This is a genomic window from Ensifer sp. Root954 (assembly GCF_001429005.1).
GTDB classification, from domain to species: domain Bacteria; phylum Pseudomonadota; class Alphaproteobacteria; order Rhizobiales; family Rhizobiaceae; genus Ensifer; species Ensifer adhaerens.
Map to the genome: position 1 here is coordinate 444,710 of NZ_LMJM01000023.1, position 23,027 is coordinate 467,736.

The window sequence follows — 23,027 nt, forward strand, 5'->3', positions numbered from 1 at the left end:
ATAAGGGGTTTTCGAGTTGGAATGGCATGGGGGCCATAGTATTGAGCTTCCATGTTGTTCTGGATCCTCGTCGCCACTCTGACGGCGGCTGTCGCTGTCGTGCTCATCCTTCCGCTGCTGCGGGCGGGGGAAGCCCCGTCGTCTCCCCACAGCCATGATGTCGAGGTCTATCGCGACCAGCTCGAAGAGTTGAAGCGGGACCAGGATAGCGGCCTGATCGGCGGCGACGACGCCGAGCTTGCGCGCGCCGAAGTTGCGCGCCGGCTGCTGGCTGCTGGCGAGAGCGACAGTGAGGCGACTGCGGCTGCCGCGCCGCGCCGCGGTGTCAGCCGCCTGGCCCAGGCCTTCGTGCTTCTCTGTCTTCCGGCCGTCGGCCTCTGTCTTTACTTGCTGACGGGCAGCCCGGGCATGCCGGCGCAGCCGCTGGCCGCACGCCTGGCCGATCCCAATGGCGACATCAACATCCTGATTGCCAAGGCTGAGAATCATCTGGCGGTAAACCCGAATGATGGCGCCGGCTGGGACCTGCTTGCGCCGATCTACATGCGCAACGGCCGTGTCGAAGATGCGGTCGATGCCTATGACCGGGCGATCCGCCTGCTTGGCCCGACGCCGGCACGTCTCGGCGGCTATGCCGAGGCGATGGTCGTGCAGTCCGACGGCGTCGTGACGAGCAAGGCGCAGGACGCGCTGAAGCAGGCGCTGACGCTCGATCCCAATGACCCGCGCTCGGAATTCTATCTTGCCCTCGGCCTCAAGCAGGAAGGCAAGAGCGCGGAAGCGCTGACTGCCTTCAACCGACTGGTCGCGACATCACCCGCCGACGCGCCCTGGCTGCCGCTCGTCAAGCAGCACGTGGCAGAACTGGGGGGCGCCGGCGCCACCAGCGCTGCAGCGCCCGGCAATCCAAGTGCCGATGACGTGGCCGCCGCCGAAAGCATGAGCGCCGGCGATCGCCAGGAAATGATCCGGGGCATGGTCGGCAGCCTCGAAAGCCGGCTGAAGGAAAATCCCGATAATCTCGAAGGCTGGGCGCGTCTGATCCGCTCCCATGTTGTCCTTGATCAACGAGACAAGGCACTGGCCGCGCTAAGGGAAGGCCTGAAAACCTTCCCGGCCGATGGCGACGGCGGCAAGCAGCTGCTGGCGCTGGCGCGTGAGCTCGGGATTGCCACCGACGGAGTAACGCAATGACGCGCAAACAAAAAAGACTGGCGATCATCGGCGGCGGTGTCGGCTTCCTGGTGCTTGCAGCCTTCCTCGTAATGTTCGCCTTCAGTCAGGCGATCGCCTATTTCTATGTGCCGAGCGACCTCGAAAAGGCCAACGTACCGCCGGGAACCCGCATCCGCCTCGGCGGTGTCGTCGAAACCGGCTCCGTCAAGCGCGGCGACGGCAAGACGGTGACCTTCACCGTCACCGATACGCTGAGCGGCGTGCCGGTCACCTATACCGGCATCCTGCCTGACCTGTTCCGCGAAGGGCAGGGCGTGGTGACGGAGGGAACCTTCGTTGCCGGAAGCTCGGTCTTCGTGGCCGATTCCGTTCTTGCCAAGCATGACGAGACCTATATGCCCAAGGATGTCGCCGACCGTTTGAAGGCGCAGGGCGTCGAGCTCAGCGGGAAGGAAACCATCAAGTGATCATCGAGCTCGGACACTACGCTCTGGTTCTGGCGTTGGCGACGGCGGTCATTCAGGCCGCCTTACCGATCCTTGGCGCACGATTGAACGATCGCGGCCTGATGGAACTCGCATCCAGCGCCGCCGTCGCCTGCTTTCTGCTCGTCGCTTTCGCTTTTGCCGTCCTCACCTTCGCCTATGTGACCTCGGATTTCTCGGTCCGCAACGTCTGGGAAAACTCCCATTCGCTGAAGCCGCTGATCTACAAGATCTCGGGCGTCTGGGGGAACCATGAAGGCTCGATGCTGCTGTGGCTGTTGATCCTGACGTTTTTCTCGGCGCTGGTTGCCGCTTTCGGGCGCAACCTGCCGGAAACCCTGAAAGCCAACGTGCTCGCCGTGCAGGCCTGGATCGCGATGGCCTTCGCGCTCTTCATCCTGCTGACGTCCAATCCGTTCGCTCGGCTGATGCCCGCGCCGGGCGAGGGCAAGGACCTGAACCCGATCCTGCAGGACGTCGGCCTCGCCATTCATCCGCCGTTGCTCTATCTCGGCTATGTCGGTTTTTCGGTCTGCTTCTCCTTTGCCATCGCGGCCTTGATCGAGGGCCGCATCGACGCCGCCTGGGCTCGCTGGGTCCGTCCCTGGACGCTTGCCGCCTGGACCTTCCTCACCGCCGGGATCTCCATGGGTTCGTACTGGGCCTATTACGAGCTCGGCTGGGGTGGCTGGTGGTTCTGGGACCCGGTCGAAAACGCCTCCTTCATGCCGTGGCTCGCGGGGACGGCGCTTTTGCACTCGGCGCTCGTCATGGAAAAGCGCGAGGCGCTGAAGATCTGGACCGTGCTGCTTGCGATCATGACCTTCTCGCTGTCGCTGCTCGGCACCTTCCTCGTGCGTTCGGGTGTCCTGACTTCGGTCCACGCCTTCGCTACCGACCCGACGCGCGGCATCTTCATCCTCGCCATTCTCGTCTTCTTCATCGGCGGTGCGTTCACGCTCTTCGCCCTGCGCGCCTCGCACCTGAAAGCCGGCGGCATCTTCGCGCCGATCTCGCGTGAGGGTGCGCTGGTCTTCAACAATCTCATCCTGACGACGGCGACCGCGACGGTCCTGACCGGCACGCTCTATCCGCTGGTGCTCGAAGCGCTGACCGGCGACAAGATCTCCGTCGGGCCGCCCTTCTTCAACATGACCTTCGGCCTGTTGATGCTGCCGCTGCTCTTTGCGGTGCCTTTCGGCCCGCTGCTTGCCTGGAAGCGCGGCGACCTTGCTGGCGTTTCGCAGCGGCTCTTCGCCGCGGTTGCCATCGGCCTGCTCTTCGGCGTCACCTATTATTACTTCATGAATGGCGGCCCGGTTCTGGCGCTTTTCGGCATTGCCCTTGGCGTCTACGTGATTGTCGGTTCGTTGACGGACCTGGCGCTGCGCTCCGGCCTCGGCAAGGTCGCAGGCAACGTGGCCTGGCGGCGCTTCTCCGGCCTGCCGCGTTCGGCTTTCGGTACGGCGCTTGCGCATATCGGCCTCGGCGTCACCCTGATCGGCATCGTCGCGGTCACGGCCTTCGAGACCGAAACCGTGGTCGAGATGAAGCCCGGCATGACGGTGGATGCCGGTGGCTACACCCTGCGCTTCGACGGCATGCGCAATGGCAGCGGCCCGAACTATTCCGAGGAGTCCGGCCACTTCACCATCAGCCGCGGTGGCGTTGCGATTGACGACGTCTGGTCTTCGAAGCGTCTCTACCAGGCGCGCCGCATGCCGACGACCGAGGCGGGCATTCGCACCTTCGGCTTGAGCCAACTCTACGTCTCGCTCGGCGATCAGATCAGCGAAGGCGGCATCGTCGTGCGCATCTGGTGGAAGCCGATGATCCTGTGCATCTGGGGCGGTACCCTGTTCATGATGGCGGGTGGTTTCGTCTCCTTGAGCGACCGCCGCCTGCGCGTCGGCGCGCCGGCCAGGGCCAAGCGACCGAAGGCGGTGCCAGTGGGAGCTGCGGAATGAACCGTCTGCTCCTGGCACTCCTGCTGTTGCTCGCGCCTGTCAGCTCGGCCTTTGCCGTCAACCCGGATGAAGTGCTTGCCGATCCCGCGCTTGAAGCGCGGGCGCGGGCGATCTCGGCGGAACTGCGCTGCATGGTCTGCCAGAACCAGTCGATCGACGATTCCAACGCCGAGCTTGCCAAGGACCTGCGCGTGCTTGTACGCGAGCGGCTGGCGAACGGCGACAGCGACAAGGCCGTCATCGATTACGTCGTGTCCCGCTATGGCGAATTCGTACTGCTGAAGCCGCGCTTCGAGACGAAGACCCTGATCCTCTGGGGCATGCCGGCGACCCTGCTTCTCGTCGGGGCGATTACCCTCGTCATCGCCTCTCGCCGTCGCGGCGCCCAGCCAAAAGGGACGCCGCTTTCCGAGGACGAGAAGGAAAAGCTGAAGAAGCTGCTTCAGCCTTAATGCAGCGCTCGCCGAACGCGCATTCGTTGGACCGGCTTCAGCACTAATCTCTTGATATCGCTTGAGATCCCTGCCGGTGGCGGGCAATGCCGTTCGCGCCAACACGCAGTCCCCGGCAGGCCTTTGGCCGAGCCCGGGCCAGCTCTTCACAACATTACCAAAAATTCATTTTCCGGACAGAACTCAGTAAGGTCCCATCCGTTACATCTTTCGTCATAGGCTGTTCCTCCAGTCAGCCAAAACGAATTCCGCCTTCCCTGAGGCGGCTTCGCAACCAGGTTTCGGTGCCGTCTCCGATGGCATCTAGGAAGAGAAAAGGCAAAACGGATGTTTACGACCAAATCCCTGCGTCCCTCCCTCAAGACCGTTCTGAAGACCTCGACCATCGCCGGCCTTGCCGCCGTCATGCTGACCTCGGGTCTGCCGGCAAGCATCTCGCAATCCTTTGCCGATCCGGTGAAGGTGGAAGCGCCGTCGGTGCCGAGCTTTGCCAATGTCGTTGATGCCGTTTCGCCGGCCGTCGTTTCGGTGCGCGTCCAGTCGCGCGTCAACCCGGTGGCCGAAGATGGCGGCGACTTCAGCTTCGATTTCAACGGTCGCGGTTTCGACGATCTGCCCGACGATCACCCGCTGAAGCGCTTCTTCAAGGAATTCGGTCCGCGCGGCGATGACCGTGCCGACCGCGGCCCCAACCGCCGTGGTCCGCATGGCGAAGGCCGCCTGCGTCCGACCGCTCAGGGCTCCGGCTTCTTCATCTCCGAAGACGGCTACCTCGTCACCAACAACCACGTTGTTTCCGACGGTTCGGCCTTCACGGTCATCCTCAACGACGGCACCGAACTCGATGCCAAGCTGGTCGGCAAGGATAGCCGCACGGATCTCGCTGTGCTCAAGGTCGATGACAAGCGCAAGTTCACCTATGTCGGCTGGGCCGATGACAGCAAGGTCCGCGTCGGTGACTGGGTCGTTGCCGTCGGCAACCCGTTCGGTCTCGGCGGCACGGTGACCTCCGGCATCGTTTCGGCGCGTGGCCGCGATATCGGCTCCGGCCCCTATGACGATTACCTGCAGGTTGATGCGGCGGTGAACCGCGGCAACTCGGGCGGTCCGACCTTCAACCTCTCCGGTGAAGTCGTCGGCATCAATACCGCGATCTTCTCGCCGAGGGGCGGCGGCAACGTCGGTATCGCCTTTGCCATCCCGTCGACCGTTGCCAAGGATGTCGTCACCGACCTGATCAAGGACGGCTCGGTTTCCCGCGGCTGGCTCGGCGTGCAGATCCAGCCCGTTACCAAGGACATCGCCGAATCGCTCGGCCTTTCGGAAGCAAGCGGCGCGCTCGTCGTCGAACCGCAGACCGGCTCGCCGGGTGAAAAGGCAGGCATCAAGAAGGGTGACGTCGTAACCGCGCTGAACGGCGACACGGTCAAGGATCCGCGTGACCTTGCCCGCAAGGTTGCGGCAATCCGCCCGGGCACCACGGTCGATCTGGCCCTGTGGCGCGACGGCAAGGCGGAAACCGTCAAACTCGAAATCGGCACGCTGCCCAAGGACGACAAGGACGCTGCCAAGAGCCAGGACGACCAGTCCGAAGAAGCCCAGCCGTCGAGCGAGCAGGCACTGGCCGACCTTGGCGTCTCTGTCGTGCCGTCTGATGATGGCAAGGGCGTCACCATCGCCTCGGTCGACGAAGACTCTGATGCCAGCGATCGCGGCCTGAAGCAGGGCGAAAAGATCGTCTCGGTGAACAATCAGGAGGTGAAGTCCGCCGACGACATCCTGAAGGTCATCAACACTGCCAAGAAGGACGGCCGTAGCAAGGCGCTCTTCCAGATCGAGGCCGACAACGGCAGCCGCTTCGTGGCCCTTCCGATCGACAAGGGCTGATCGCGGCAGTCAAATGATTGACCGGAGCGCCGCGATTTCCAAGTGATGTCGCGGCGCTCGCCGTTTGGAGCGGGATTTGAAAAGGTGTGTGCGGTTCTCCGCCCATCCCGCTTTCCCTCACGAGAGCACTCGCCAACCCGGTTGTCGAAAGTCGAAACCGGTTGAGACAGACAGGGGTCCGGGACTATGGTCGCGCGTATGAAGATTCTCATCATTGAAGACGATCTCGAGGCGGCAGCCTATCTGGCGAAAGCCTTCCGTGAGGCGGGCATCGTGTCCGATCACGCCAGCGATGGCGAGAGCGGCCTGTTCATGGCCAGCGAGAACAATTACGACGTTCTCGTGGTGGACCGCATGCTGCCGCGTCGAGACGGTCTCTCTGTCATCACCGAGCTTCGTCGCAAGGACATCCACACGCCGGTGCTGATCCTGTCGGCGCTCGGCCAGGTGGATGACCGGGTCACGGGTTTACGCGCCGGCGGCGACGATTATCTGCCGAAACCCTACGCCTTCAATGAATTGCTCGCCCGTGTCGAGGTGCTTGGGCGCCGCAAGGGCACGCCCGATCAGGACATGGTTTACCGCGTTGGCGATCTGGAACTCGACCGCCTTTCGCATTCCGTGCGCCGGCAGGGAAAGGAAATTCCCCTGCAGCCGCGCGAATTCCGCCTGCTCGAATATCTCATGAAGAACGCCGGCCAGGTCGTCACCCGCACCATGCTGCTGGAAAACGTCTGGGACTACCACTTCGACCCGCAGACCAACGTCATCGACGTGCATGTCTCGCGGTTGCGCTCGAAGATCGAGAAGGATTTCGATGTGCCGCTGCTGCGCACGGTGCGCGGTGCCGGCTACATGATCAAGGATGACCGGGCGTCCGCATGAGCAAGCTTCGCGTTCTCTTCAGAACGACCGCAGTCCGGCTTTCCGCCCTCTACCTCATTCTTTTTTCTCTCTGTGCTGCCTTTCTCGTCTTCTACGTCACCGGCATGTCGGAGCGGCTGCTGCAGCAGCAGACCCGTGACGCGGTCACCGCCGAGGTGGCGCAGATCGAGCAGGTCTATAGCCGCGCCGGCATGAACGGCCTGTTGCGCTCGCTCGAGCGGCGGGCACGCCAGCCGGGAGCCAATCTCTACGTGATTGCGGGACCGAGCGGCGAAATCCTCGCCGGCAACGTTGCCAGCCTGGAGCCGGGCCTGCTCGACAGCGAAGGCTGGACCGAACGTCCCTTCGCCTATCAGCGCTATACGGACGAGAGCAAGAAGGACACCCACGTAGCGCTTGCCCATGTGCTGGTGCTCGACAATGGTCTGCGCATTCTTGTTGGCCGCGACCTGCAGGAGCCGCAGAAGTTCCGCGCCCTTGTGCGCCAGGCTCTGATGGTGGCGCTCGGCGTCATGGGGCTTGGCGCCCTCGTCATCTGGTTCGGCATCGGCCGCAACGCCTTGAAGCGCATCGACCGCATGTCGGAGGCGAGCACCAAGATCATGGCCGGCGATCTGTCGCAGCGTCTGCCGATGAGCGGCTCCGGCGACGAGTTCGACCGGCTGTCGGAATCACTGAACGCAATGCTCAGCCGCATCGAGAAGCTGAACGAAGGGCTGCGGCAGGTCTCCGACAACATCGCTCACGATCTGAAGACGCCACTGACGCGGCTGCGCAACAAGGCGGAAGCCGCACTTTCCCGCAAGGGCACGAGCCAGCGCGGTGCGCTCGAGGAGATCATCGGCGAATCCGATCAGTTGATCCGCACCTTCAACGCGCTTCTGATGATTTCGCGCGTCGAGGCCGGCTCGTCCGTCGCCGAGATGAGCGACATCGACCTTTCGCAGATCGTCGCCGATTGCGTCGAGCTCTACGAACCGGTGGCCGAAGATGGCGGTCTGAAACTTGAAGCCGAAATCGCCCAGGATCTCGTGATTTCAGGCAACCGCGAACTGGTCGGCCAGGCCCTCGGCAACCTCATCGACAACGCGGTCAAGTATGCCGATGGCGCCGGGAACCCTCTGATCAAAGTCTCGCTCGAAAAGCGCGAGGGGAATGTGTTGCTGTCGGTTGCCGATCATGGATCGGGCATCCCCGCAGCGATGCGCGACGAGGTGATCAAGCGTTTCGTTCGCCTGGATGAGAGCCGGTCCAAGCCTGGCACCGGCCTTGGCCTGTCGCTGGTCGAGGCCGTCATGGAGATGCATCACGGCGCGCTGCATCTCGCCGACACGGTTCCTTCCGCCGAAGATGGCGCCAAGGGGCTGACGGTTCAGATGGTTTTCCCGATGACTGCAACCTGATAGACCGGTTTTGGGAGAACGAAGTGGAGTGAAGCAGCGCGCAGTTGTTCCGCGCCGTCCGCTCCGGCCAGAGGGAGACGGCATGCAGGAACAGGTGCAGCAGTGCTGGGCGATCGAGACGACGCCGATCCGTCCGGCGACACAAGCCGATGCCAAGACAGCGCTTTCGGTCTTGAAGGATATGGCCAAGGGTCATGAAAAGGTCGCAAGCCTGCTTGCGTCCGAAACGCAGTTCAAGACCTTCATCGTCTCGGCCTTTGCCCTTTCGCCTTTTCTTCGCGACACCGGCGACAGTCGCCCCGCCATTCTCGAAGAGCTTCTCTCGACCGATCTCACGACTTTCCTGAGCGAGCGCGTGCGCGGAGCCCGCGATGCCTGGAAGCCGAATGAAGGCGGCGCGGCATTGGCGGATACCGAGATCATGGCGCGGCTCAGAAGGGCCAAGCGCGAACTTGCCTTCGCCGTCGCTCTCGCCGATCTCTCCCGCCATTTCGACGGGCGCGAGACCACCCGTTGGCTCAGCGAATTCGCCGGTGCGGCCGTGTCGGCGACGATCGATCACCTGCTCCTGAGCGCGCATGAGAGCGGCAAGTTGAAGGTCAACGATGCCGCAAACCCGAGCGCCGGTTCCGGCGTCGTCGTGCTCGGCATGGGCAAGCTCGGCGCCTTCGAGCTCAACTATTCCTCCGATATCGACCTCGTTGTCTTCTACGATCCGCAATCCGGCATAATCGTCGATCGCGACGATGCCTCGGAAACCTTCGGCCGGCTGTTGCGCCGCCTGATCCGCATCCTGCAGGAGCGCAGCGGCGACGGATACGTCTTCCGAACCGACCTGCGCCTGCGCCCGGATCCGGGCTCGACGCCGCTGGCGATCCCGGTCGAAGCGGCGATGCTCTACTACGAGGGCAGGGGGCAGAACTGGGAGCGCGCCGCCTTCATCAAGGCGCGGCCGGTCGCCGGCGACATCGAGGCTGGCGAGCACTTCCTCAAGGACCTGGTCCCCTTCGTCTTCCGCAAGTATCTCGACTATGCGGCGATCGCCGACATTCATTCGATCAAGCGCCAGATCCATGCCCACAAGGGGCACGGCGAGATCGCGGTCAAGGGCCACAACATCAAGCTCGGCCGCGGCGGCATCCGCGAGATCGAGTTCTTCGTCCAGACCCAGCAGCTGATTGCTGGTGGCCGCATGCCGGACCTGCGCCAGCGCGCGACGGAGCCTATGCTGCGGGCGCTCGTCAAGGCCGGTTGGATCGACGAAGAGACGGCTGACGAACTCGTCGAAGCCTATTGGTTCCTGCGCGATGTCGAGCACCGGATCCAGATGGTGCGCGACGAGCAGACGCACGTCCTGCCCGAGACCGAAGCGGAACTGAAGCGCATCGCCTATATGCTCGGCTTCGAGGATACAGCCGCCTTTTCCAGGGCCCTCTCGCGCGTGCTGAAGACCGTCGAGCGTCGCTACGCTCAGCTTTTCGAACAGGAAGCTAAGCTCTCGACCGAGACCGGCAACCTCGTCTTCACTGGCCAGCGCGACGACCCGGACACGCTGGAGACGCTGAAGAAACTCGGCTTCCAGCGGCCGTCGGACATCTCCCACACGATCCGCACCTGGCACTATGGCCGCTACCGCGCGACACAGTCGGTGGAGGCGCGCGAGCGGCTGACAGAGCTGACGCCGGAGCTGCTGCGGGTTTTTGGCGAAAGCCGCCGCGCCGACGAAGCGCTGCTGCGTTTCGACAATTTCATCTCCGGCCTGCCTGCCGGCATTCAGCTGTTTTCTCTGCTCGGCAACAATCCGGGCCTCCTGTCGCTGATCGTCAATGTCATGTCGTCGGCCCCAAGGCTTGCCGAAATCATTGCCGCGCGCCCGCATGTCTTCGACGGCATGCTCGATCCCGGCCTGCTCGCCGAACTGCCGACGCGGGAGTATCTGGCGCCACGCATCGCCAACTTCGTCGGCGGTGCTCGCCATTATGAGGAGGTGCTCGATCGCCTGAGGATCATAGCCGCCGAGCAGCGTTTCCTGATCGGCATTCGGCTCCTGACCGGCGCGATCTCGGGCGCACAAGCCGGCCGCGCCTTTACCGATCTTGCCGACCTCATCATCGCCGCGGCGGTAAAGGCGGTTGAGGATGAAGTTCGCTCCGTTCACGGCGATTTCCCTGGAGGCCGTATCGCCGTTGTCGGCATGGGCAAGCTCGGCAGCCACGAGCTGACCGCGGGATCCGACGTCGATCTGATCCTGCTCTACGATTACGACGAGACGGCAACCGAGTCCGACGGCGCCAAGCCGCTTGATCCGACGCGATACTTTACGCGGGTGACGCAGCGCCTGATCGCCGCACTTTCCGCGCCGACGGCGGAAGGCATTCTCTACGAGGTCGATATGCGGCTTCGTCCCTCCGGCAACAAGGGGCCGGTCGCAACCAGGATCAACGCCTTTGCTAAGTATCAGCGCGAAGAGGCCTGGACGTGGGAGCATCTGGCTCTGACCCGGGCGCGCTGCATCTGCGGCGATGACCGGCTGATGGCCGAGGCCAACGGGATCTTCGCCGAGATCCTCGAGCGCAAGCGCGATGTTTCCAAAGTCAGCGCCGACGTGATCTCCATGCGCGAGATGATCGATAGCGAGAAACCGCCGAGCGACATCTGGGACTTCAAGCTGATCCCGGGCGGTCTCGTCGATATCGAGTTCATCACCCAGTATCTGGCGCTCGTAGCGCCGGCCAAGGGCGTTCAGCCGCTGACATCAGGCACCAACACCGCCGACGCGTTGAAGCTGCTTGGTGATGCGCTGATGAACCCGAACGATCTCGATGTTGCGCTGGAAGCGCTGCATCTTTTCACTGAATTGTCCCAGATCGTGCGGCTCTGCATCGAGGGCGAGTTCGAGCCGAAGGAAGCGCCGGCGGGCCTGATCGATCTCGTCTGCCGGGCAGGGGATTATCCGGACCTGAAAACCTTGGAGGGGGACGTTCGCAGGCTCTCCAAGGCCGTGCGCCGTGTCTTCCAATCGGTCGTTTCAGGGTAGCGGGGAAAGCCGGAGGCGCGCGCACGTCCGCGCGCTGCTTGGGTCGCTGCTTTAGGTGCGGTCCGGAATCCTGACCGAGATGATGGTCCCGACATTCTCGGTCGAGTGTATTCTCATGCTGCCGCCGTGCAGGCGGGTGAGTGAGCGCGAGATCGCGAGCCCGAGGCCGGATCCGCCCTTGCTCTTGGCGTACTGGCTCTGCACCTGTTCGAAGGGCTGACCGATCTTCTGCAATGCGTCGCGCGGAATGCCGATGCCGGAATCGGCGATCGTGAGCGTCACCGCGCCCGTCACCTTGCGTGCCCGAAGCGAAATCCGCCCGCCCTCATTGGTGAACTTGACCGCGTTCGAAAGCAGGTTGAGCAGCACCTGCTTCATGGCGCGGCGATCGGCGACCATGGTGAGGCCCGACGAGATCTGCTGCACGACGTGAATGTTCTTCTGCTCCGCCGGTATGGTGGTGAAGCGCAGCGTCTCCTCGATCAATGGCGCAAGGTCGATCGTCTCGCGGCTGATGCGCATGTGCCCGGCCTCGATCTTCGACATGTCCAGGATGTCGTTGATGACGTTCAAGAGATGCTTGCCGCTCTCATGGATGTCGCGTGAATACTCGTTGTACTTCTCGGAGCCGAGGGGCCCGAACATCTGGTTCTGCAGGATTTCCGAGAAGCCGAGGATGGCGTTGAGCGGCGTGCGCAGCTCATGTGACATGTTTGCCAGGAACTCGGACTTGGCGCGGTTGGCCGCCTCCGCACGGTCCTTCTCCGCCTGATAGTTCGAATTGGCGACCGAGAGCTCGGTCTTCTGCCGCTCCAGCGTCATGCGCGAGGCCGAGAGGTCGCCGATCGTCGCCATCAGCCGCCGTTCGGATTCGCGCAGGCGCACCTGGTGCCGCTTCAGAAGCGTGATGTCGGTGCCGACGGAGACAAGGCCGCCGTCGCGTGTGCGCCGCTCGTTGATCTGCAGCCAGCGCTCGTCCGCAAGCTGGACTTCGCTCGTCTGCGATTGGTTGCTGTGATCCGGGTCGGCGATCCGCCGCTCGACCACCGGCCGTGCTGCCGCCGTATGCACGGCTATGCGTTCGGTGCCGGGCACCAGGACGTGATCCGGAAGCTTGTAGGCCTCCTGGAAGTGGGTGTTGCACATGACGAGGCGGTCGTGCTTGTCCCAGAGTACGAAGGCTTCGGAGGTACATTCGATGGCGTCGGCGAGCCGCTGGTCGGCCTCTGCATAGCGCTGCGCAAGACGATGCTGTTCGGTCACATCCATGGCGATGCCGATCAGATGCGCCCGGCCCGAGGCCGTGCGGATGATCTCGGCGCGGGCCCGTAGCCACACATAGTGACCGTCCGCATGCCGCATGCGGAACACCTGGTCGATCTGGCGCGCGTCGCCGCGCGCGATCGTGCGGGCCACGCTGTAGATGCCGTGATCATCCGGATGCATCAGTCTTGCGGCGTCGCCGAAGGAGAGCACGCTGCTTTCACCGGGCATGCCGAGCATCTCGTACATCGAGCGCGACCAGAACAGCCGACGGTTGGCAAGGTCGAAATCCCAGAGGCCGCAACGCCCGCGCGAGAGCGCCGTCTCGACCCGCAGGTTCGATTCCGCAAAGACCGAATCGGCATCGCGGGCGCGCTTGGCCTGGATGTAGTAGGCGTAAAGCACCATCAGCAGGATCGCCGAGATGCCGGCAAACAGCGTGACGTTCAGCGAAACCTCGTCTCGCCAGGTCGTTTCGAGCTGGGTGACCGGCGTTGCCGCCAGCACGACGCCAGCCGCATCGGGCAGCTGCGCCAGCGCCACGATGTGGTCGGCGCCTGCGATCGCCGTCTTCATGACGCTCGAATGTTCGCCGAAATATTGCAGCGTCGCGATGTCGGGCGCGGCCGCAGCGAGCGTGCGGCCGATGAGCGGTCCACCGCCTTCCGTGCTTGCAAAGATCCGCCCGTCCTTGCGCACCGCGAGGATGAATGTGCCTGGATCGAGCATGCCGGTCGGCAGAAACTGGCTGAAGCGTTGCTCCGCCTCGGCACGACGGCCCTCATCGAACAGCGCGCCGCCGTCCGTCTGGAAGGCGGCGACGGCGATCGCCGCCGCAAGGCCAACGGTCTGGCGCGAACTTTCCTCCATGCGGGCATGCTCGCCCATGATGCTGGACATGCGCGAAACCGCAACGATGATCAGGAATGCAATGATCAGGATCGGGATGGAGCGCTTGAGAACAGGCTCCGCGTTTGCCAGGCGGCGTGAAGCCGGCCCGGCAAAGATCTTCGCCTGCGAGATAAACTCCTGCTCCAGGCCGGTAACGCCTGGAAGCTTGAGTCGCAACCGCCCGTCGGCTGCGCTCGCTGGTCGCGCGTCCGCCATCTTTCCCAATTGTCTAAACCCTCTGATGATTCGGCGCGCCGCTCGCCCGAATCTGACTCAATGAATCACAGGGCGATTCGCCTTGTCCAGAGGCACTGGTAAAGATTTGTTAACCATTTCTTATCGTTGGAAAATAATAGGCCGGGCCACCTTGGTGGCCCGGCCCCAGGAAAATCAGGCGTTGGCGATGCTCAGGCCTTGAGCATGCGCTCGACGATGTCGCCGACATCGGCCGAAAGTTTCGACGCGCCGGCGATCTCTTTCAGCGCCTTGCGGGCATGCCCGGCACGTTTGTCCTCCAGCGAACGCCAGGAGCGCATGGAGGTCAGGATGCGGGCCGCAAGCTGCGGATTGCGCGGGTCGATGTCGAGGATCTGGCGCGCGAGGAACCGGTAGCCTTCGCCGTCGGCGCGGTTGAACCCGGTCGGGTTGGCGAAGGCATAGGTGCCTACCAGCGAGCGTACGCGGTTCGGATTGTTGCCGTTGAACAGTGGCTCGTTCATCAGCGCCTTGATGCGATCGAGCGTTCCAGCGCCCGGGATCGTCGCCTGCACGGCGAACCACTTGTCGATGACGAGCGCGTTGTCGGCGAAACGCTTGCGGAATGTTGCAAGCGCGTCTGTCGCCTCGGCCGAATCCGGGAAGCGGTGCGCCAGCAGCGCCAACGCATGGCTGAGATCGGTCATGTTGTTGGCGGCCGCAAAGGCCTTCGCGGCACGCTCGGGCCCTTCATCGGCCTGAACGAGGTAGGTGAGCGCGCTGTTGCGCAGTGCCCGCCTGCCGGCGCTTGCCGCATCCGGGCTGAACCCTCCGCTGGAGACGAGTTCGTCGGAGAGTTTGAGGAAGGTGTCGCGCCCGGCGGCCGCAACCGCTGTCAGGATCTGCTGGCGGGCCGCGTGGATCGCGTCCGGATCGTTGTTGGTGCCGATCTCGCGGGCGATATCGGATTCGCTCGGCAAGGCCAGCGCCTGCGAACGGAAGGCCGGCTCCAGGCTGTTGTCGGCGGCGGCCCGGATCAGGCCGTCGATCAGGGCCTTGTCCGAGGTGACCGGCTTGCCGGCGCGGACATTCGCCGTCGCCTCGACCAGATTGCCAAGCGCAATGGCATTGAGCGCCTGCCAGCGGGCGAAGAGGTCGCTTTCGTGATGCGCGATCAGCGCCAGATCGTCGGCATTCTGCTCGATATGCAGGTTGATCGGCGCGGAGAAGCTGCGGTTGAACGACGGAACCGGGCGCGAGGGGATGCCCGAGAAGACCACCGTCTGATTGCGCTCTGTCAGATGCAGGACATCGTCGGTCATGTCGGCGCCGGAAACGGCGGCAAGCGCGGCTTCGCTGCCGTCTTCGAGCAGCAGACCCATCTTCAGCGGAATGTGCATCGCTTCCTTGGCGCTCTGTCCGGGCGTCGGCGGCACGGTCTGTTCGAGCGACAGGGTGAAGGTCTGCTTGGTCGCGTCATAGGCGCCCGAAGCGGTGACCAGCGGCGTTCCGGCCTGGTGATACCAGAGCGCGAACTGGCGCAGATCCCGACCGCTTGCCGCCTCGAAGCAGGCGACGAAATCCTCGATCGTCACCGCCTGGCCGTCGTGCCGGTCGAAATAGAGATCCATACCCTTCTTGAACAGATCGCGGCCGAGGATGGTCGCGATCATGCGGGTGACTTCCGATCCCTTTTCGTAGACGGTCGTCGTGTAGAAGTTGTTGATTTCGCGGTATTTCGTCGGGCGCACCGGATGGGCGAGGGGACCTGCATCCTCCGGGAACTGTTCCGACTTCAGATGCCGTACTTCGGCGATGCGCTTGACCGCGCGCGAGCGCATGTCGGCGGAGAACTCGTGGTCGCGGTAGACCGTCAGGCCTTCCTTCAGGCAGAGCTGGAACCAGTCGCGGCAGGTGATGCGGTTGCCGGTCCAGTTGTGGAAGTATTCGTGCGCGATGATCGCCTCGATGTTGGCGTAGTCCGCATCGGTCGCCGTTTCCGGGTCCGCAAGCACGTATTTGTCGTTGAAGATGTTGAGGCCCTTGTTCTCCATGGCGCCCATGTTGAAGTCGGAGACGGCGACGATCATGAAGATGTCGAGGTCGTATTCGCGACCAAAGGCCTCTTCGTCCCACTTCATCGAGCGCTTGAGCGCATCCATGGCATAGGAGGCGCGAGGCTCCTTGCCGTGTTCGACATAGATCTTCAAGGCAACGTCGCGGCCGGACATCGTTGTGAACGTATCCTCGACCACGCCGAGGTCGCCGGCGACCAGCGCAAAGAGATAGCTCGGCTTCGGATGCGGATCGAACCAGGCGGCGAAGTGACGGCCGTCGCCCATGTCGGCGCCGCCGAGATAGTTGCCGTTCGAAAGCAGGAGGGGAGAGGACGCCTTGTCGGCGATGATGTTGACCGTGTAGACGGCAAGTACATCGGGACGATCGGGGAAATAGGTGATGCGGCGGAAGCCTTCGGCCTCGCACTGGGTGCTGTAGACGCCGTTGGTGCGGTAGAGCCCCATCAGCTGCGTATTGGTCTCGGGCGAAAGCAGGGTGGTGATGGTGATTTCGAACGGGGCGGTTTCGGGCAGGCCGCGGATCGTCAGCGTATCGTCGGCGACATCGTAGAGCGTTGCGGCGAGTTCTTCCTGGTCCAGCAAAAGGCCGGTCATGGTCAACTCGTCGCCATCAAGCACGAGCGGCGCGGCACTGTCGACACCTTCGCGGCGATGGAAGATCAGCCGGGCCTCGACCTTGGTCTCCTTCGGATCGAGCTCGAAGGTCAGATCCACTCTCTCCAGAACGAAGTCGGTCGGCCGGTAGTCTTCCAGATGAATGATCTGGCCAGTATTTGTCCGCATGGTCAGTCCCGCTTGCACCGTTCTACTGGAGAATTTGTAGAGGGTGCCTGTGATGGTGAAAAGGCCAAGGGGCGAAAAGCTGGGCTGTGCCACACGATTGTGATGCCGGCGACCGCACTTCCGACAGAAAAGACATGGCGCCCGTTATTCTTCCCGCTCCCTTATCGGACCGATGTGTATCGAAGTGGGACTAACAAGACATGAATTGGAAAGGTTTTTTTCGGCGCAGCTAAAGAAAAGCCGGCCGCCCTACTGTCGAAGGTTAATCGATCAAGAAAAAACGTCATTCATCACGAAGTTTGATCCGACTTTCGAGAAAAGCGTCGCTAAGGTGGCCCGGTCCTGCAGCGGTGCTCTCCGCTGAAAAATCTCCAAACCAGCCCGCGTGCCAGCTGATCGCCGGTCAAGGCTGTTCGAAAAGTGCCCTCAATGGATGCGGAAGTCGAAAGCCCGATGAAGGGGATCCTGCTCAAGGTCCTTTCCGTCGTCATTTTCGTTTGCATGTCGACGCTGATCAAGGCGGCCGGAAACGAGATCGCCACCGGCCAGATCACCTTCTACCGCTCGGCCTTCGCCATGGTGCCGATCCTCGGCTATCTCGCCTTCCGCGGACAGCTGCGCGACGCCTTCAAGACCGAAGATTTTACCGGCCATATCGCTCGCGGCTTCGTCGGCATTCTCGCAATGAGCTTCGGTTTTTACGGCCTCGTGCACCTGCCGCTGCCTGAAGCCATCGCCATCGGCTATGCCATGCCGCTGATCGCCGTCGCCTTCGCCGCGATTTTTCTAGGCGAGTCGGTGCGGCTCTACCGTTGGTCGGCCGTTGTCGTCGGGCTGGTCGGCGTGATGATCATCACCTGGCCACGGCTGACCCTTTTTCGCGAAGGCGGCTTCGGTTCGCTGGAGGCGCTGGGCGCTGCTGCTGTGCTGGTTTCGGCGGCCCTGGGCGCAGTTGCCATGGTGCTGGTACGAAAACTCGTCAAGAATGAGCGCACCCACACGATCGTGCTCTATTTCTCGCTGTCAGCCTCGGTCTTCTCTCTCGCGACCTTGCCCTTCGGCTGGCCGTCGATCTCGCGCGAGGCCTTCCTGTTGCTGATGGTCGCCGGTTTCTGTGGCGGTGTCGCCCAGATCCTTTTGACCGAGAGCTATCGCCACGCCGACATGTCGACGATCGCACCATTTGAGTATACCTCGATCGTGCTCGGCCTGATCATCGGCTACTTCCTGTTCGACGATATCCCGACGGCCGCCATGCTCGTCGGCACGGCCATCGTCGTCGGTGCAGGCATCTTCATCATTTTCCGTGAGCATCGGCTTGGCCTCGAGCGCCGGGGCGCTCGCAAGCACGTGACGCCGCAGGGCTGAGCCACGGCCTACGGCCGCGGGTTTTCCCAGGCCGGAACCGTATCGTCGTCGATCAGCGGTTCCTGCGCCGCCTGCTGGGCAGCCGGGCTCGTCACATCAGGGCCGGGCGTCGGCATGACGCTCGTTGCCTGGAAGTCGGTCTTGACGACGAGCCCCTTGTGCTGCTCGCGCCGCAGAATGCGCCAGGCTGCATAGCCGCCATAGAGCGCGAAGTAGACGGCAAGGACGAGAAACAGCGCCGCCGGGCCGAAACGATCCATGACCGGACCGACCATCAGCGGGCCGGAAATCGTGCCGAGCCCGTAGGTGATCATCAGGCCCGAGGATGTTTCGACATACTCGTTGGGTTTGGCGAGATCATTGGCATGGGCGACGTTCAGTGCGTAGATCGGGAAGAGCACCGATCCGACGAAAGCGGCGATGATGTAGAGAACGGCGGGCTGGCTGCCGATCGATGCCGACATCACCAGGCAGGAGATGACGCCGACGATGCCGCAGCCAACCATGACGATGCGCCGGTCGATCTTGTCGGAGAGACGTCCGATCGGGATTTGCGAGAGGGCGCTGCCGGTCAATAGCGAGGCGAGCAGTGTAGCGCCTTCCGCCGTCGAAAGTCCGATCTTCTGGGTGAAGACACCGCCGAGATTCAGCCAGGCGCCGGAGAGCGCGCCGGCGAGAAAACCGCCGACGACGGCGACCGGCGAGCGGCGGAAGAGGGCGGGGATATCGAACTTCGCCTGTGCCGGTGGCGCCGGCATGGGAGAGGAGGAGAGCGCCGTCGGCAATAGCGCCAGCGAGAACAGCACGCTGCAGAGCATGAACAGCGACGTGTTTGTCGGGTCGCCGAGCGGCACCATGTACTGCCCGCCGATCGTGCCGACCATCGTCGTGATCAGGTAGAGCGAAAAGAGCAGGCCGCGGTTCTCGTTGGTAACGCGCTCGTTGAGCCAGCTCTCGATGACGAGATAGCTGCCGGAGATGGCAAAGCCGGCAATGGCACGGAACACAATCCAGAGGCGCCAGTCGACGATGAGGCCGCAGAGCAGGATAGCGATGGAGAGCAGCGTGATCAGCGCGGTGAAGACGCGCACATGGCCGACACGCAGCACGAATTTCGGCGTGACGACGCAGGAAAGGGTGAAGCCGACCGTATAGCCGGTGGCGATCACCGAGACCGTCAGCGTCGACCAGTTCTCGGCGACGGAACGCACGGGGATCACATAGCTCTGCAGGCCGAAGCCGACCATCATGAGCAGGGTCGACACCATCAGGCTGAAGACGGAAGCGAGGCTGGCCAGCATCGGCGCTCCTGGAAACGTGGCGCTTCGTCATTTGTCCGATGACAAGCAAACGCAGATGGAGCGAGGAACGGTCTGGCAGGGCCGGATGAGCCTGACACTCCTTAGTCGGGACGAGTGTGGCTCTATCCAGTTTTTTACGCCCTGTCGATTGCGACAGGCGATGGCAAAAAGGCGGTGCTTATACCTGCGGGCAGCAGTCAGTTCGGCAGCAACGGGCTCACGGCCGTGCGATGGGCGCGGCGTGCATCCTTCTTGGTGCTGAGAACGGTATATTCGCGCGAGGCGCGCACGGCCGTACCGATGTCGGAGATCGAATCGAGCAGGACCTTGAGGCTGGCAATCGGCTTGGTCATGGGTTCGTTCCTTTCTTCGTGTCGGGTCAAACGATGCGTCACGCGATACGCAAAAGCCGCGTATCGCGTGGGGATCAGCGCTGGATGAAGTCGGCGAAAATCTGCGCCGGACGGGTGGTCCGGGCGAGGCCGATCGCGGTCATCTGCTCGTTGGCTGCCGTGCCAAAGCGGTTGAACGGCGTCCGGTAAGCAGCGCCAGTGTGGCGGAGCGTCTCAAAGCTGCTGTGGATCGGACGAAAGCGGGCAGTCATGGTTCAATTCCTTAAATTCCATTCCTCCCGTACCAATATATTGCGCTGCAACATGACGTTTTGCAATGCGTCAAAATGCGCCGCTGATATGCGCAAACCGCATGGCTTTCTTCATTCTTTGTTCATGAAACGGGCAAGCGGCCGGGAGCACGATCCGGGCAGGGCGCTTTAGGATCAGCCGTGAATGCGGGCCTTGAAGGCAAGCAGGTCCTGCCAGGCGAAGCGCTTGTTGATCGGCGCCGTCACCAGGTCCTGCGGATGCAGGGTGGCGAGGGTCGGCACGTTAATGCCGCCGATCGCAAGCTCGCGCCATTCGCCGCGAAGCTGGTGGATCGTGTCGTTGCCGCCGAAGAAGAAACGGGCGGTGAAATTGCCGAGCAGCAGCAGATGCTTAGGCTCTGCCAGCGCGATCTGGCGTTCGATGAAGGGTCGGCAGATATCGGCCTCGCGCGCCGTCGGCACGCGGTTACCCGGCGGGCGCCAAGGCACGACATTGCTCAAGAGCACGCTCTCGCGCGTAAGGCCGATGCCCGCCATCATCCGGGTCAGCATCTCGCCGAGGCGGCCCGCAAAAGGCTGGCCGTCGCGATCGTCGTCGGCATAGGGCATCGGGCCGACGATCATGATGCCGCTTGCCGGATCACCCTCGGCAAAGACCAGATTGCGGGCGCTGTTCCTGAGATTGCAGCCGGCAAAACCTTCCATCGCAACGCGGAGCTCGGCGAGCGACCGGGCCGATTCGGCGGCAAAGCGCGCCTCTTCGATCGCCTGCGCATCGGGGATGGCGACCGCAGGGGCGTTCGCGACTGGGGCAGGTGCGCGGGAAGGGGTGGGAGCAGCGGCCGCCGCTGTCTGGCGCGCCGTCGGTTGCGAAGCGGGTGCCTCCGCCCGGTTGCTGGTTGCCGCCACGCGGGTGTTGCCGCGTGCTGCCTTCATCGCCTCGAACTCGGCGAAACGGTCGACCGGTTCCTCTTCCAGCAGCCATTCGACGCCCGCATCGCCGTGGAAGGCGAGAAGGGCGGCAAGCTGCGCCGGAGAAAGGTCGTTGGCGGAAATCATGGCCGCCAACCTAACCCATAAGCAGCCGGACCGGAACTGCTTTTCCGGTGCTCGGCCCTCCTATCCAAGGTCATGCACATCGGGTTCGCACGTCGGCTCAGGCCGCGTTCGCGGTCCAGTGGGCGATGTCCTCGTGCTCGCCGATCAGCGCCAGGCCATGGGCGATCGACAGCAGTTCGCCGCCGCTCTCGATCCGGTCGGCATCGAAACGCCGCTCGAAGATGCCGCGTACGGCCGGAACGAAGGAGGTGCCGCCGGTCAAGAACACCTTGTCGATCGTCTCGGGTGCCGTTGCCGTCGACTGCAGCACATCATCCAGCGCGCCCTCGATGCGGGCGAGCTCCGGCGCGATCCAGCCTTCGAAATCGCTGCGGCGAACGGTGCGGCGCGACATTTCGCCGAGCGGCGCGAAATAGAACTCGGTCTCGTCTTCCTGCGACAGCCGCATCTTCGTCGCCGAGATCGCGTTGTAGAGCGGGTAGCCCTCGTCGTGTTCGATGAGGTCAACGAAGGCTTCGAGCTTTTCCGGCTCAAGGCTCTGGCGCACCAGCTGCTTCAGATCCGCGAAGTCTTTCAAGGTCTTGAAGATCGAAAGCTGATTCCAGCGGCCGAAATTCGCATAGTAGTTCGACGGCACTTCAAGCAGCTTGTCGAAGCTCTTGAACAGACTCCCCTTTCCGATCAGCGGCGAGACGACGTTGTCGATGATGCGGAAGTCGAAGTGATCGCCGGCGATACCGACGCCCGAATGGCCGATCGGGGTTGCCGTCAGGCGCCCGGCCTTGGTCTCGAAGCGGATCAGCGAATAGTCGGTGGTGCCGCCGCCGAAGTCGGCGACGAGCACAGTTGCGTCCTGCTTCAGGTTCTGGGCGAAGTAGAAGGCCGCTGCCACCGGTTCGTAGACGTAGTGCACCTCCGGAAAGCCGAATTCGGAGAGGGCTGCGCCATAGCGCTCGAGCGCCAGCGCAGGGTCGGGGCTGGAGCCGGCAAAGTGCACCGGACGGCCGACGACGATGCGGCTGTACTGGTCCGCCCAGCCGTCACCGGCATAGTCGCGCAGCTTGGTCAGGAACACGCGCATCAGGTCTTCGAAGCTGTGGCGCTTGGCAAAGACCTGCGTGCCCTGGAAGAGGGGGCTTGCGGCAAAGGTCTTGATCGACTGCAGGAAACGACAGTCACCGGGATTGTCGATGAAGGCGCGGATTGCGGCCTGGCCCGCCTCGACCTTCAGCGCCTGGGCGCCAAGCTTGGCATCCTTCATGAAGGAGAGGGCAGTACGCATGGCATCGGTCGAGCCGGCGAGGCTGTCGAAGCGCATCGAGTGGGTCGTTTCGCCCGCGGCAACCGCCAGAACGGAATTGGTGGTGCCGAAATCAAAGCCGAGTGCCTTGACCATGAGTGTCTCCTTGCATCTGGCGTCGCTTCGCCGCCCGGAGTGGGGCCGGTGGCGCGCGACGCAACATGAATTCCGTGGGCCGCTTTCGGGGATCGATGGGCGGCCGGCTTCAAAGCCGAAAGACACGCCGTCCGGACGCCGAGAGGCGCCTTGCCGCGTGCCGATTGCGAATGGGGTGTGCCAGCGCGTACCGCTGGAAGGGTGCGGCGGCCTCGTCGCACGGCTCTTCGGCAAAAGCAAGGCCGCATGGGTCATAGCTTCGCTGCGCGACAAATTGATGTATTTACGTTTACGTACACGTCATATAGATATTTGCCTATACTCATGACCTCATGCGCAAAAGCGGGCATCGTCTGTCGCATCCCGGCTCGACAAGCCAAACTGCATTTGCCATGACGGAATGATATGCCCTGGGAACGGAGCCGGCAGAAGACCGGTGAGACTGGAGAGACGGTATGACCGAACAAGACCTGCCCGAACGCGAGAGCATGGAGTTCGACGTTGTGATCGTGGGTGCGGGGCCTGCCGGTCTTGCGGCGGCGATCCGGCTGAAGCAGGTCAATCCGGAGCTTTCGGTTGTCGTGCTCGAAAAGGGCGCCGAAGTCGGTGCGCATATCCTGTCGGGCGCCGTCGTCGATCCCATCGGCATCGACCGGTTGCTGCCGGGCTGGCGCGACGAGGCCGACCATCCGTTCAAGACCGAAGTGACGGACGACCACTTCCTGTTCTTAGGGCCCGCCGGCTCGATCCGCCTGCCGAACTTCCTGATGCCGCCGCTGATGAACAATCACGGCAAC

At 63.1% G+C, this 23,027-nt stretch carries 17 protein-coding genes; 10 read left to right on the plus strand and 7 right to left on the minus strand.

Annotation, left to right across the window (positions count from 1 at the left end; translation table 11 throughout):
- The first annotated feature begins 51 nt into the window (after positions 1 to 51).
- The 8 genes from ccmI (at position 52) to ASE71_RS16280 (ending at position 11,292) form a co-directional block, all read left to right on the plus strand.
- Positions 52 to 1,194, plus strand: a complete 1,143-nt coding sequence (gene ccmI, locus ASE71_RS16245) for a c-type cytochrome biogenesis protein CcmI (RefSeq protein WP_060516206.1) — start codon at positions 52 to 54, stop codon at positions 1,192 to 1,194.
- Positions 1,191 to 1,643 carry a cytochrome c maturation protein CcmE gene (gene ccmE / locus ASE71_RS16250; RefSeq protein ID WP_034789366.1) on the plus strand — a complete coding sequence of 151 codons (453 nt, stop codon included), beginning with the start codon at positions 1,191 to 1,193 and terminating at the stop codon, positions 1,641 to 1,643. The genes ccmI and ccmE overlap by 4 nt, the downstream gene beginning before the upstream one ends.
- Positions 1,640 to 3,628 carry a heme lyase CcmF/NrfE family subunit gene (locus ASE71_RS16255; RefSeq protein ID WP_060516205.1) on the plus strand — a complete coding sequence of 663 codons (1,989 nt, stop codon included), beginning with the start codon at positions 1,640 to 1,642 and terminating at the stop codon, positions 3,626 to 3,628. The genes ccmE and ASE71_RS16255 overlap by 4 nt, the downstream gene beginning before the upstream one ends.
- Positions 3,625 to 4,080, plus strand: a complete 456-nt coding sequence (locus ASE71_RS16260; RefSeq protein ID WP_060516204.1) for a cytochrome c-type biogenesis protein CcmH — start codon at positions 3,625 to 3,627, stop codon at positions 4,078 to 4,080. Before ASE71_RS16255 ends, ASE71_RS16260 begins: the two co-directional genes overlap by 4 nt.
- A gap of 327 nt (positions 4,081 to 4,407) precedes the next feature.
- Positions 4,408 to 5,967, plus strand: coding sequence for a Do family serine endopeptidase (locus ASE71_RS16265; RefSeq protein ID WP_034789379.1), 1,560 nt, complete (start codon positions 4,408 to 4,410; stop codon positions 5,965 to 5,967).
- A gap of 186 nt (positions 5,968 to 6,153) precedes the next feature.
- Positions 6,154 to 6,852: a response regulator transcription factor gene (locus tag ASE71_RS16270; RefSeq protein ID WP_034789385.1), complete on the plus strand. Its 699-nt coding sequence runs from the start codon at positions 6,154 to 6,156 to the stop codon at positions 6,850 to 6,852.
- Complete coding sequence (locus ASE71_RS16275; RefSeq protein WP_034789387.1) at positions 6,849 to 8,255, plus strand: sensor histidine kinase; 1,407 nt, start codon at positions 6,849 to 6,851, stop codon at positions 8,253 to 8,255. Before ASE71_RS16270 ends, ASE71_RS16275 begins: the two co-directional genes overlap by 4 nt.
- A gap of 82 nt (positions 8,256 to 8,337) precedes the next feature.
- The gene (locus ASE71_RS16280) at positions 8,338 to 11,292 is read left to right on the plus strand and encodes a bifunctional [glutamine synthetase] adenylyltransferase/[glutamine synthetase]-adenylyl-L-tyrosine phosphorylase (RefSeq protein WP_060516203.1); all 2,955 of its coding nucleotides are present in this window, start codon (positions 8,338 to 8,340) and stop codon (positions 11,290 to 11,292) included.
- A gap of 51 nt (positions 11,293 to 11,343) precedes the next feature.
- On the opposite strand, the gene ASE71_RS16285 is transcribed toward ASE71_RS16280, so the two are convergent.
- Complete coding sequence (locus tag ASE71_RS16285; RefSeq protein WP_060516202.1) at positions 11,344 to 13,671, minus strand: PAS domain-containing sensor histidine kinase; 2,328 nt, start codon at positions 13,669 to 13,671, stop codon at positions 11,344 to 11,346.
- Between the two features lie 182 nt (positions 13,672 to 13,853).
- Positions 13,854 to 16,502, minus strand: a complete 2,649-nt coding sequence (gene pepN / locus ASE71_RS16290) for an aminopeptidase N (RefSeq protein WP_060516201.1) — start codon at positions 16,500 to 16,502, stop codon at positions 13,854 to 13,856.
- 429 nt (positions 16,503 to 16,931) lie between these two features.
- Between pepN and ASE71_RS16295 the strand changes: the two genes are divergently transcribed.
- Positions 16,932 to 17,870 carry a DMT family transporter gene (locus ASE71_RS16295; protein WP_060516200.1) on the plus strand — a complete coding sequence of 313 codons (939 nt, stop codon included), beginning with the start codon at positions 16,932 to 16,934 and terminating at the stop codon, positions 17,868 to 17,870.
- Positions 17,871 to 17,878: 8 nt separating this feature from the next.
- On the opposite strand, the gene ASE71_RS16300 is transcribed toward ASE71_RS16295, so the two are convergent.
- The 5 genes from ASE71_RS16300 to ASE71_RS16310 form a co-directional block, all read right to left on the minus strand.
- Positions 17,879 to 19,171, minus strand: a complete 1,293-nt coding sequence (locus ASE71_RS16300; protein WP_060516199.1) for an MFS transporter — start codon at positions 19,169 to 19,171, stop codon at positions 17,879 to 17,881.
- A gap of 197 nt (positions 19,172 to 19,368) precedes the next feature.
- Entirely contained in the window at positions 19,369 to 19,524 is a 156-nt protein-coding gene (locus ASE71_RS36450; protein ID WP_089043881.1) for a hypothetical protein, read from the minus strand.
- A 74-nt stretch (positions 19,525 to 19,598) separates the two neighbouring features.
- Entirely contained in the window at positions 19,599 to 19,775 is a 177-nt protein-coding gene (locus ASE71_RS36455) for a hypothetical protein (RefSeq protein ID WP_089043882.1), read from the minus strand.
- Between the two features lie 174 nt (positions 19,776 to 19,949).
- Positions 19,950 to 20,834 carry a uracil-DNA glycosylase gene (locus tag ASE71_RS16305; protein ID WP_060516533.1) on the minus strand — a complete coding sequence of 295 codons (885 nt, stop codon included), beginning with the start codon at positions 20,832 to 20,834 and terminating at the stop codon, positions 19,950 to 19,952.
- Between the two features lie 97 nt (positions 20,835 to 20,931).
- The gene (locus ASE71_RS16310; protein ID WP_060516198.1) at positions 20,932 to 22,230 is read right to left on the minus strand and encodes an Hsp70 family protein; all 1,299 of its coding nucleotides are present in this window, start codon (positions 22,228 to 22,230) and stop codon (positions 20,932 to 20,934) included.
- A 455-nt stretch (positions 22,231 to 22,685) separates the two neighbouring features.
- On the opposite strand from ASE71_RS16310, the gene ASE71_RS36935 reads away from it, so the two are divergent.
- A partial coding sequence (locus tag ASE71_RS36935; RefSeq protein WP_244497370.1) for an NAD(P)/FAD-dependent oxidoreductase occupies positions 22,686 to 23,027 on the plus strand: 342 nt, incomplete at its 3' end.